The organism is Planktothrix paucivesiculata PCC 9631 (assembly GCF_900009265.2).
Lineage (GTDB): Bacteria > Cyanobacteriota > Cyanobacteriia > Cyanobacteriales > Microcoleaceae > Planktothrix > Planktothrix paucivesiculata.
The window spans coordinates 369,594-381,775 of record NZ_LR735018.1 but is presented as its reverse complement, the minus strand read 5'-3'; the positions used below and the strand labels follow the sequence as shown (position 1 = coordinate 381,775).

11 protein-coding genes are annotated in these 12,182 nt (G+C 39.0%); 10 read left to right on the top strand and 1 reads right to left on the bottom strand.

The features are described from left to right. The first annotated feature begins 7 nt into the window (after positions 1-7). The 4 genes from PL9631_RS15860 to PL9631_RS15845 are packed head-to-tail and all read left to right on the top strand — an operon-like array spanning position 8 to position 3,975. Positions 8-814, top strand: coding sequence for a beta-1,6-N-acetylglucosaminyltransferase (locus tag PL9631_RS15860; protein ID WP_197046386.1), 807 nt, complete (start codon positions 8-10; stop codon positions 812-814). A 60-nt stretch (positions 815-874) separates the two neighbouring features. Then, positions 875-1,981 carry a methyltransferase domain-containing protein gene (locus PL9631_RS15855; protein WP_083621763.1) on the top strand — a complete coding sequence of 369 codons (1,107 nt, stop codon included), beginning with the start codon at positions 875-877 and terminating at the stop codon, positions 1,979-1,981. A 32-nt stretch (positions 1,982-2,013) separates the two neighbouring features. Then, positions 2,014-2,670: a glycosyltransferase family 2 protein gene (locus PL9631_RS15850; protein WP_083621761.1), complete on the top strand. Its 657-nt coding sequence runs from the start codon at positions 2,014-2,016 to the stop codon at positions 2,668-2,670. A 15-nt stretch (positions 2,671-2,685) separates the two neighbouring features. After that, positions 2,686-3,975: an ABC transporter substrate-binding protein gene (locus tag PL9631_RS15845; RefSeq protein ID WP_083621759.1), complete on the top strand. Its 1,290-nt coding sequence runs from the start codon at positions 2,686-2,688 to the stop codon at positions 3,973-3,975. A gap of 4 nt (positions 3,976-3,979) precedes the next feature. Here the strand turns inward: PL9631_RS15845 and PL9631_RS15840 are convergent, their stop codons facing one another. Further along, positions 3,980-4,684: a methyltransferase domain-containing protein gene (locus tag PL9631_RS15840; protein ID WP_083621758.1), complete on the bottom strand. Its 705-nt coding sequence runs from the start codon at positions 4,682-4,684 to the stop codon at positions 3,980-3,982. Between the two features lie 213 nt (positions 4,685-4,897). Here PL9631_RS15840 and rpsB point away from each other — a divergent pair, with 213 nt between their 5' ends. From rpsB to PL9631_RS15810, 6 genes are all read left to right on the top strand, one after another. Beyond that, complete coding sequence (gene rpsB, locus PL9631_RS15835; RefSeq protein WP_083621756.1) at positions 4,898-5,689, top strand: 30S ribosomal protein S2; 792 nt, start codon at positions 4,898-4,900, stop codon at positions 5,687-5,689. 167 nt (positions 5,690-5,856) lie between these two features. Further along, positions 5,857-6,516 carry a translation elongation factor Ts gene (tsf, locus tag PL9631_RS15830; protein ID WP_083621755.1) on the top strand — a complete coding sequence of 220 codons (660 nt, stop codon included), beginning with the start codon at positions 5,857-5,859 and terminating at the stop codon, positions 6,514-6,516. Between the two features lie 107 nt (positions 6,517-6,623). Then, complete coding sequence (locus PL9631_RS15825; RefSeq protein WP_083621753.1) at positions 6,624-7,454, top strand: hypothetical protein; 831 nt, start codon at positions 6,624-6,626, stop codon at positions 7,452-7,454. A gap of 456 nt (positions 7,455-7,910) precedes the next feature. Then, positions 7,911-10,388 carry an ATP-dependent DNA helicase RecG gene (gene recG, locus PL9631_RS15820; RefSeq protein ID WP_083621752.1) on the top strand — a complete coding sequence of 826 codons (2,478 nt, stop codon included), beginning with the start codon at positions 7,911-7,913 and terminating at the stop codon, positions 10,386-10,388. Positions 10,389-10,511: 123 nt separating this feature from the next. Beyond that, the gene (gene surE / locus PL9631_RS15815; protein WP_083621750.1) at positions 10,512-11,189 is read left to right on the top strand and encodes a 5'/3'-nucleotidase SurE; all 678 of its coding nucleotides are present in this window, start codon (positions 10,512-10,514) and stop codon (positions 11,187-11,189) included. Between the two features lie 165 nt (positions 11,190-11,354). Next, positions 11,355-12,077 (top strand): biliverdin-producing heme oxygenase, encoded by a 723-nt coding sequence (locus PL9631_RS15810; RefSeq protein WP_083621749.1) that lies wholly within the window; start codon positions 11,355-11,357, stop codon positions 12,075-12,077. The last annotated feature ends 105 nt before the right edge of the window (positions 12,078-12,182 follow it).

Below are 12,182 nucleotides of genomic sequence, written 5' to 3'. Positions count from 1 at the left end.
AAACAGAATGTTCAATTATCCAACTATTGTTTGCCATCATGATTTTTCTAAATGTGACTTGTCTGTAGATAACTTACCCAAAAATATCTCCTTTGTCCGTCCCCATATAGAAACCGCCTGGGGTGATTTCTCCATAGTAGAAGCTACCATACAAGCAATTAAACTAATGTATGAGTCTGCAAATTCCCCCGATTGGTTTATAGTGCTGAGTGGTTCAGATTATCCGATTAAAACTGCCAAACAAATATTAGGAGACATCACCTCAAATCGATATGATGCTTACATACACCATGAAGAAATTATCTATAAAGTTTATAAACAAAATGTAAAAATGAGTGTGATTTGGCAAATATTAGCTTATCAGCGATACTGTAGTTATGAATTATTTTCAGTTCCCTTTTTAAATAATCTGACAATTCGTTTGGAACATCCATTATTAACTAAACCCTTTCTTCCATTTTCCGAGAAACTTCGCTGCTTTTCTGGAAGTCAATGGTTTTCTGCTAATCAACGAGCAGCAGAATATATTATTAAGTTCCACTATCAAAAAAATGCTTTAACATCACACTATCGTCGTCGAATGTTTGCAGATGAATCGTATTTTCAAACGATTCTGGCTAATGCACCCCACATAAACTTAAAAAATGATGATTACCGCTATGTAGACTGGTCAACACAAGGCGCTCATCCTAAAACAATGGTAATGGCAGATTTGCCTAATCTTCTCTCCTCATCATGCCATTTTGCCAGAAAATTTGATATAGATTTAGATAGCACTATTCTTGATGAACTTGACAGGATTACTTTAGCGTGATAACTTCATTTTTGGTTGCGAATTTGTCGCAGTTGACTTTTAAAAATATGAAAAAATTCTATGACTAAGACTTATGTAAGTAATGCTTTCTTAAAAATTGAAGATTCCCAACTGTATGCTATTTTTGCTTGGAGTCAACGCACAGCAGAAATTATTACGGCTAAATCTTGGTTAACAATATTAGAAATATTTGTTCACGAACATTCTTTAGAAACAGCTTACCTAATCTTTGAACAAATTAAATCAGCTTTAGTCCTAGAGAAACTGACGGAGGAGCTAGAGCAATATCAACATCTGCTGGAAAATGCCATAGTATTTTTAGCCGATGGAAAAATTACAATTTTTGGTAAAGGATTTCGCAGCTTTATTGAAAAGGAAATGTTATTTGAACTGGGTGATATCAGTCAAAAAAGTTACCAAGTTCTGACACAATTATTTTTTAACTATCCATTAAAAGATGATTTACAATCTATTAATACCCTAGAACAATTCCGTAATTCAGTAGAATATTTAGAACAACTGGGGTTGCTATCTCCGGCTACAAATTCCATAAATTGGGGAGATTTAAAAAAGACTGTTCCTATTTGTCAAGCATTTGGTTTAACTAGAGGTACACCCGTAGATAGATACTATCTCAGCCAATATTTAAAAGAAATTCAAACCCAAATTTATGGTAATATCCTAGAAATAGGAGGCATACCAAAAGATAAGGATTTCTATGAAGTCAATCCTGGCACATCCTATCAAATTATGAATATAGAACCCGGTTTGGGAATAGATATAGTGGGTGATGCTCACGATACATCTATAATTAAACCGGAATCCTTTGATTCAATCGTAATTTTTAATGTTCTCGAACACTGTTATGCACCTTGGCAAGTGGTAGAAAATATTTATACTTGGTTAAAACCCGGGGGTAAATGTTTTGCCATGGTTCCTAGTGCTATCAGACTCCATGCTACACCCATGGACTATTGGCGACCTTTACCCGATGCTTTTGCTTGGATGTTTAGAAATTTCTCTAACCAAAAGCTCTATATTTATGGTAATCCTATGACTGTTATTGCTAGTTATCATGGCATCGCCACTGAAGAACTAACAACCGCAGAACTAGACGCATATCATCCAGATTATCCCGTAGCTACTTGTATCGTAGCCCAGAAATAAAATTCACTCTTTATAGCTCTTTATAAATTGCCATGAGTCCGATTAATTTTGATATCCAACCCGAAGTTAGCATCATTTTATGTACATACAATCGAGCCAAATATTTACGTCAATGTATTGATAGTGTTATTAATCAAACTTTTAAAAATTGGGAATTGTTAGTGGTTGATGATGGCAGTAATGATCAGACTTTTGAAATAGTTAATCCCTATTTACAAAACACTCAAAATATCCGTTATTTGAAACATAAAAATCGCAAATTAGCCTACTCTAAAAATGTCGGTATCCAAGCCTCCTTTAGTTCCTATATCACGTTTTTAGATAGTGATGATACCTATGCCCCTAATCATATAGAATCTCGTTTTAACTATCTAAAATCTCATCCTGAAATGGATTTACTACAAGGTGGATTCTTTTCTGACGAAGATATTATAGTAGCTGATTATTATCAAGCTGGAAAAACCATTAATTTAAAAGAATGTGTTTTGGGGCCGACATTTTTTGGGAAACGTAAAGTATTTTTTGAATTAAAAGGATTTGATAATATTGCTTATGGTGAAGATACAGATTTTTGGCAACGAGCAGAAAAACGATTCAAAACTCACAACTTAACTGACCCGAGAACCTATATTTACACAAGAGCAGAAACAAGTATTACTAAAAGTGTTTTAGAGAATATTTCTTTATGAGCTTAAATAAGTCGTATGAAAATTAATATTTTTTTCTCGAAGATTAGAAGTTGTTTTTACCCCATTGTCAGAATTTTCCTGAGTTTATCTCTAGTATTATTATCGAGTTGTCAGACTACATTACCCCAGGATAATAACGTCATTCATCTGACCTTATGGCAATCAATTAATCCTCCGGTCAACCGTGATGTTTTTGAAAGATTGGTGGAAAAATTCAATCAAAAATATAGTAATATTCAAGTAGAATCTATTTATGCAGAAGGATTACCGAAAGTATTAACAGCAGTTGTGGGTAATGCCTCGCCGGATATTCTGTCATTTTATCCTCAACTTACGGGTCAGTTTGTAGAACTAGGGGCAATTGTTCCCCTAGAAGAATGGTTTGACCAATTACCGGGGAAAGCTGAAATTATTCCTAACACATTAGAGGAATTAAAATTAGATGGTCACTTGTGGTCAATTCCCCTTTCTACCAGTAATTTAGCTATTTTTTATCGTCCCACACTGTTTGAAGCTGCGGGCATCAAAGAAACCCCGAAAACTTGGGAAGAATTACGCCAAGTTGCTAAAAAATTGACTATAGATAAAAATGGTGATCAACTACCCGAACAACATGGAATATTACTGCCTTTAGGTAAGGGAGAATGGACTGTTTTTAGTTGGTTTCCATTTTTATTAAGTGCGGCTGGTGAAATAGTAACTAATGGTTATCCAAATTTAACTAATCCCGGAGCGATTACTGCTTTAAAATTCTGGGAAGACTTAATGAAAGATGGTTCAGCGATTCTTTCTAGTCCAGAACGGGGTTATGAGGAGGATAATTTTCTGGCTGGTCGTGTGGCAATGCAAATCACTGGCCCTTGGACTTATATTACTAAATCTAACGTGGATTATCAAATCTTTCCTATGCCTGCTAATGTTGAGAAAGCGACGGTAATTGGGGGGGGAAATCTTTATGTGATGAAGACTCAGCCCGAACGAGAGCAGGCCGCACTAAAGTTTTTAGAATTTGTGATTAGTGAGGAATTTCAAACAGAATGGGCTATAGGTACGGGTTTTTTACCTGTTAATATTAATTCTGTTCAAAGTCAGGCTTATCAACAATTTCTCAATTCCAAACCTTGGTTAAAAGTGTTTGTAGACCAAATGCCTGTGGCTCGCGCTCGACCCATTATTGCGGGATATAATCGTTTATCTGATAGTCTGGGTCGAGCCATTGAGTCCACATTACTCGGTCAATCTTCTGCGGAACAAGCACTTAAAGAAGCTCAAGCCCGTTTAGAACTAATTTGGAAAAGTAATTAATTAATTAGTTACAAATTCCGGTTTTTTGTTCTAGTAAATAAAGCTTAGTTGCTTCTTCATAATAGGCCGTAGCTGCGGCAGATTCAGAGGCAATTAAGCGAGTAATAACTTCGTTTGGTTGGGGAACTTGTGGGTGATTAGCATGAACATAATCTAAGACATTGTAGCGATACCAGGGGGCAACACTAGGATGATTACGTAACTTTTCGCGAATGCGATCGCTAATCAAAAAGTTAGATTTAGTTAATAAGTTGTGCCAATAATCACGGGGGTGTAAATTAATATGTCCATGTCCATCTTGACCCGGAACGGCGGCAGAAAATATCACCACTGGTGCAACTTTAGTCAGCCAATTTATAATAGTAGGTGAACTTTCCGGTTGTAAGTGTTCGGCTACCTCTAAGGATATAGCGAGATCAAACTGTTTGTCTTGGAAAAAGTTAGCGATCGCGGTAGGATCATTTAAGTTTAAGGGATAAAATTCTACGGATAATCCTGTAAAATCTGGTTGAGAATAACCATCAACCGATGTTACTTTTACCCCTAATTTTGCCAGTTCTCGACTCAGATGACCAGGGCCACAACCCAATTCTGCCACGGTTTTTGGATGATAAATCTCCACAATATACAAAGCTAGGGTCTGATAATCGGTGTCAAAAGCCTCGCTCTGAAAATAATCTGAAGTGTAATCAATTGTCTGCTCAGTCATTTGTGTTATTCCACTTATACACTCATACGATAACGGAAAACTTGACGCCCTACTGATGATCTTTTGATTCTGGGATTGAGAATTCGCAAGACGTGGTATAGTGGAAAGGTTGTCTAAAAATCACACATCCAGGGATTCGGGTGTTTCTAGGGTTAAAACCCTTAGCTGATACGCCTGGATGGAGGATTAACCCGAATATAGGAGTTATAAAGAATGGGCGTTATTAGTTTGGCAGAAATGCTGGAGTCTGGAGTTCACTTTGGACATCAGACCCGCCGTTGGAATCCAAAAATGTCTCCCTATATCTACACGGAGCGTAACGGGGTTCATATTATCGATTTAGTTCAAACCGCAGAACTAATGGAGGAGGCCTATGATTATGTCAGAAGTTCCTCTGAAGATGGGAAAAAGTTTCTGTTTGTTGGAACTAAACGTCAAGCCGCTGGAATTATCGCCAGTGAGGCCGCCCGTTGCGGGGGATATTATGTCAACCAACGTTGGTTGGGGGGAATGCTGACCAACTGGGCGACAATTAAAACCCGGGTTGACCGTCTGAAAACTTTGGAAGACCGCGAGTCTAGTGGTTATTTTGATTATCTTCCTAAAAAAGAAGCTTCGGTTTTACGTCGAGAATTGACGAAATTACGGAAGTATTTAGGCGGAATTAAAGCGATGCGCCGTGTTCCTGATGTGGTGATTTTAGTTGACCAACGCCGGGAATATAACGCCGTCATGGAATGTCGGAAATTAGATATTCCAATTGTGTCTTTATTAGATACTAATTGTGATCCTGATTTGGCAGATATTCATATTCCGGCTAATGATGATGCTATTCGTTCAATTAAGTTGATTGTCGGTAAGTTAGCCGATGCAATTTATGAAGGACGTCATGGTCAAGGTGCAGAAGCCGCTGACGATGAATATGAATTCGCCGAGTATGAAGAAGATGAAGAAGAAGTTGAAGATATCGGCGATTTAGATTCTGATTCCGAGTCAGAAGGATAAAACCTAAAATAGTTCTCAGGAGTCTTTTTGGGGCGGCTTGAAGCTGAATAATCCCCTCGGGACTCCTGGGAGATTAATTCGGGAAAACGCTCTTATTCATTTGTTATACTTTTTGTGAACAGATGAGTAATGGCGATAGGTAAACATAAAACAAATCTGAGGAAAAGATGGCGGAAATCTCAGCAAAACTTGTTAAAGAACTGCGCGATAAAACGGGCGCGGGGATGATGGACTGCAAGAAAGCCCTGGTTGAAAACGAGGGAGATATTGCCAAGTCTATTGAATGGTTGCGTCAAAAGGGTATTAGTTCTGCGGATAAAAAAACATCTCGCAGCGCTACCGAAGGCTTGGTGGGAAGTTATATTCACACTGGCGGACGGGTTGGGGTGATGGTGGAAGTCAACTGCGAAACGGACTTTGTGGCGCGTCGGGAGGAATTTAAGGCTTTAGTCCAAAATATTGCCATGCAAATTGCCGCCTGTCCGAATGTGGAATATGTTTCTATTGATGATATTCCCGCCAGCATTACCGCTAAGGAAAAAGAGATTGAAATGAAGCGGGATGATTTAGGAAATAAGCCCGATAATATTAAAGAAAAAATTGTTCAAGGACGAATTGATAAGCGTCTACAAGAGCTATCTTTAGTTGATCAACCTTATATTCGGAATCAAGAGATTACCGTGGCGGAGTTGGTTAAACAAAGTATTGCTCTGTTAGGCGAAAATATTAAAATTCGTCGCTTTGCTCGTTTTGTTTTGGGCGAAGGGTTGGAGAAAGAAGAAAAGAATTTTGCCGATGAAGTGGCCGAACAAATGGGTAAAGCCTAGATTACTTCTGAAGTTAATTGACAGTTAAGACTCCGATCTAATAGAAATTTAATTATGATCGGAGTTTATTAATTCGTAATTCGTAATTCGTAATTCGTAATTCCTTTATGACTGGATCAATAAGTCGGATTGATCAGGATATTGCTACTTTGGAAGAGGCGATCGCTAAAATTGCCCAAGAGTTTCATCAAGCCTATGAGGTCTATTTGGTCGCCCTGGGGCAAGGGGTGCGTCAACAGTTGATTTTAGCCAGTTATCACCTCTGTACTCAAACCTATCCTCAAGCATTTTTAGAGTTATCGGTTTCGCAACGACAAAAATTACAACAAGGGTTAAGAAATTTAGCCCGACAAATGCAGACGGATTTATGCGAGTCCCTGCAAATTTTGGCTGCTTTTGAACTTGAAGATGGAGAGGAGGAGGATTTTACCTCGGAACCGGGGGAGGAGCAGCCAGAGGAAGCGTTACAGGTTTCTCGGACTCCACAACCCTTAACTCCCGAATATTTATTGGCTTGGCAAGAGGCGATTGAAATTGGAATTGTGCGGCTGTTGAAATTGCTATCTAAGGATGCCAACTTGCTGTTACAACGCTTTGGGCTATTACCGAAAAAGCTACCCGAAGCTATTCTGGAAGTGGCTTCTAAGGCTGAGGCTTCTAGCGATATGGTGGCTGGGCCAGCGAATTTGCTCCAGATCATGATTGAGACGGAGGATGATGATCACTCCCAAACCTCTATCATGACCAAGTTAACGGCTATTCATCTGCGCTTGGGGGAAATTGAGTTTGCGGATGCTAATGTGATGACGCGACGCCACCAACTTCGCCATTTGTCGGGACAGTTAAGTGGTATCCGTCGGGAGTATCAAAAAAAGTTACGCGAGAGGGCTGTACTCCAGGCAGAAACCGCTTGGCGAGCCAGTTGGTATGAGGATTAAAAATGGTTGTAATGGTTATGGGCTAAGGTTTTAGAAGTTTTAATTGACTAAAAAATCAAGAGTAGGGACGCACAGCCCCCACTAGCATATACTAAAATTATAGCACCTGAAAATTATTCGTGTCAATACCCATAAAAATCTGTCTTAATTTTTCCCTAAAACCGAGGAGTGGGGAAAGTAGAAAAGTATGTAATGCTATGGATAAAGGATTTCAAGGTTTATTGCCTAAAAAATCAAGTGCAAACTCAAAAGCACGACACTAGCATTTGCCAAAATTATAGCAAAATGGATTTGTTATTGTCAACCCCCCTGAAATTGCCGTTAATTCCTATTATTAAAAAGCCGAGTATAGAGGTTAAATAAAAGCAAATAAAATCTCTATTCTGCTGAAAATACGATATATTATAATAGGCGATGGTGAGGCACAAAGATAGGGTAATTAGGAACTGAGATTAAATGAAATCTTATCAACCGGACTGGTGGAGATTTAGTAAAGCGTTGTGCGTGGAAGCAGAGCGGGGTTTTACTAATTTACAGGGGAGTCAATATCAGTTCCATGAATTTTTCTATGTGAGTTTAAAGGAATTGTTTGAAAATGCCCCCCCGGAGACTCAGCAACGGTGTCAAGATTTGGCACAGGAATTTTTACGCTATCCTGAATTAGCCGTAGAAGACCGACAACATTTAATTGCAGATACGAGACGATTTTTATTGCAATTACAACGGTTATTTGAATGTCGAAATAAGGTATCGGAAATTCGGGAACAGGATCAAAAGCAAAATCGACAACCGCTTCCGAATACCAGTACAATTAAGGAACAGGCAAAGGTTATTAATCTATCCTTAGAACAATCCTTAGAAAAAATTATCGGGCCTAGAAATAGCGATCGCATCGCTAAACTAGGAATTTTAACCGTATTTGATTTACTGTATTATTATCCCAGGGATCATATTGACTACGCCCGACAGGTGAAAATCAAAGAACTCGAACCTGGGGAAACCGTAACCCTAATTGCTCAGGTGAAACGGTGTAGTTGTTTTAGTAGTCCTCGGAATAAAAAATTAACCATATTAGAATTAGTATTAAGCGATAATACCGGACAGCTTAAAATTAGTCGTTTTTATGCCGGAAATCGATATAGTAGTAAAGGTTGGCAACATCAACAAAAAAATAATTATGCCACTGGGGTGTTAATTGCGGCATCGGGTTTAGTCAAAAAAAATCAATATGGCATCACCTTAGATAACCCAGAATTAGAGGTTTTAGATGATGCTGGGGGTCAAATTGAATCGATGAAAATTGGGCGACTTTTGCCCGTGTATCCGTTAGCAGATGGCATCGGGGCGGATGTGGTGAGAAAGGCAGTGATTGCGGCTTTACCGGCGGCGAAACAATTAAAAGATGCCTTACCCCAAGAAGTATTAAATCAATATCAATTAATTGGCTTAACCCATGCCATTGAGAATATCCATTTCCCTCCAGACCGAGATTGTTTATCGGCGGCCAGACGACGGTTAGTTTTTGATGAATTTTTCTATTTACAGTTAGGATTATTAACCCGAAGACAACAGCAGAAACAAGTTGAAACCAGTGCCATTTTAGCCCCCAAAGGCAAATTAATCGATGAATTTTATCAGATGTTACCGTTTAAATTAACCAATGCTCAACAAAGGGTAATTCAAGAAATTCTCCAGGATTTATATTCTCCTGAACCGATGAATAGATTAGTTCAAGGAGATGTGGGGGCGGGTAAAACAGTGGTGGCGGTGGTGGCAATGTTAGCAGCAATTCAAGCCGGATATCAAGCCGCTTTAATGGCTCCGACGGAAGTTTTAGCCGAACAACATTATCGAAAATTAGTCGAGTGGTTTAACCTAATGCACCTGCCCGTAGAATTATTAACAGGTTCAACGAAAGTTGGTAAACGGCGTCAAATTCATGCCCATTTAGAAACAGGAGAATTGCCAGTTTTAGTCGGAACCCATGCCTTAATTCAAGATAAGGTTAATTTTCATCGTTTGGGCTTAGTGGTAATTGATGAACAACATCGATTTGGTGTTCAACAACGAGCCAGATTACAACAAAAAGGCGAATCTCCCCATGTTTTAACGATGACAGCAACTCCCATTCCCCGCACCTTAGCCCTAACCTTACATGGGGATTTAGATGTGAGTCAAATTGATGAACTTCCCCCCGGTCGCCAACCGATTCAAACCACTATTTTAACCGGAAAACAACGACGGGATGCCTATGATTTAATTCAGCGCGAGGTAGCAAAAGGCAGACAGGTTTATGTGGTATTACCCTTAATTGAAGAATCGGAAAAATTAGATGTTAAATCGGCGGTGGAGGAACATCAAAAATTACAGTCTAAGATTTTTCCCGAGTTTAAAATTGGGTTGCTCCATGGTCGCATGAGTAGCGCGGAAAAAGATCAAGCCATTACTCTATTTAGGGATAAAGAAACTCAGATTCTGGTGTCAACAACGGTGGTGGAAGTGGGGGTTGATGTTCCTAATGCTACGGTGATGTTAATTGAAAATGCCGAGCGGTTTGGATTATCTCAAGTGCATCAATTACGGGGTAGGGTGGGTCGAGGCAAAGATAAATCCTATTGTTTATTAATGTTAGGTGGTTCTACTCCAGAAGCGCGCCAAAGGTTACAGGTTTTAGAACAATCTCAGGATGGTTTTTTAATTGCAGAAATGGATTTACAATTGCGCGGGCCAGGACAGGTTTTAGGCACTCGCCAGTCGGGTTTACCGGATTTTGCTTTAGCCAGTTTAGTCGAGGATCAGGAGGTGTTACAATTAGCAAGGGATGCCGCCCAAAAGGTATTAGAAAAAGATCGGAAGTTACAAGATTTACCCTTAATGCGCGACGAATTAAATCGTCGTTATATTAAAATTATGGGAGGCAGTATTTTAACCTAGTTCCCATTACTTATTACTCATTACTCATTACTCATTACTCATTACTCATTACTCATTACTCATTACCCATTACCCATTACCCATTACCCATTACTTATTCCCTGTTCCCTGTTCCCTAAAAAAATGAAAATTGTCTTAACAAATGATGATGGTATTGATGCCCCCGGAATTAAAGCGTTAGGCGAGGCAATTTCCGGGGAAAAAATTTGGATTGCTCCCCAAAAAGAATATTCTCAATGCGGACATCAAGTAACGACCCATCAAGGCATTCATGTTGAAAAACGTTCGGAAATAGAATATGCAATTGGGGGAACTCCCGCCGATTGTATTCGGTTAGCAGTGTCCCATCTTTGTCCTGATTTAAGTTGGGTAATTTCAGGAATTAATCCGGGGGGAAATATGGGGGTTGATGTGTATATTTCCGGGACGGTAGCGGCGGTTAGGGAAGCGGCAATTCAGGGAATTCCTGGGATATCTTTGTCGCAATATCGCAAAGGAGGAAAACCCGTAAATTGGAAAAGGGCGACCCGTTGGGCAAATTTAGTGTTAAATGAATTAATGAAACATCCTCCGCAACGGGGGTGTTTTTGGAATGTTAATTTTCCCTATTTGGAACCGGAAGATCCTGAGCCAGATATGGTATTTTGTAAATTGGGAACTCAATCTTTACCGATTAATTATAGAATAGAAGGGGATTATTTTCATTATCATGGAAATTATAGCGATCGCCCTTATGAACCGGGAACAGATGTAGACGTTTGTTTTCAAGGTAAAATAGCGGTTAGTTTAATTAAATTGTAGGTGAGGTGTCAAGGTTCATTAAACTACAAAGACACAAAGAGGTTAGAAATATAACTAGCGGGTTAGTATCAGGGGTAAATGTGACAATTCTTAACACGATTTCTCATGAAATTAGTTTAATATTAAAAATCAGATTGAATTTAGCTTTGGGATTAGAATTTAAGTATGAGCGTTAACTTAGCAACCCAACTGCGAGAAGGCACGAAGAAGTCTCACACAATGGCGGAAAACGTTGGTTTTATTAAGTGCTTTTTAAAAGGCACGGTAGAAAAAACGTCTTACCGGAAATTGGCGGGAAATCTCTATTTTGTCTATTCTGCAATGGAAGAAGAAATGGAGCGCCACCGTAACCATCCAATTTTATCTAAATTGTATTTTCCTGAACTGAATCGCAAACAAAGTTTAGAGCAGGATTTATACTTTTATCATGGTGCTAATTGGAAGGAAGAAGTGCAACCTTCTGAAGCTACAAAATCTTATGTTGCTCGGATTCGGGAAATTTCTAATTCTGAACCAGAATTGTTAATTGCCCATCTCTATACTCGCTATTTGGGTGACTTGTCTGGGGGGCAAATTCTGAAGGGAATTGCTCAAAACGCCATGAATCTGCAAGATGGACAAGGAACTCAGTTTTACGAGTTTAATGATATTCCCGACGAAAAAGCTTTTAAAGTCAATTATCGTCAACAAATGGATAGCGTTGATATTGACCAAGATACAGCGACTCGCATTGTCGATGAAGCCAATGATGCCTTTGGGATGAACATGAAAATGTTCAATGAATTAGAAGGGAATTTAGTCAAAGCTATTGGTCAAATGTTATTTAATACCTTAACTCGTCGCCGAACAAAAGGAGCAACGGAAGGGTTAGCAACCGCCGCCGAATAATCAGTCAAAATACGGAAGATTCAACTTAATCCTGAACGCGAGATGGCTATAAAGTAGTCATCTTGGGTTCGGGGTTTTGCAGTTTTAAACAGGAGAAATTATCTC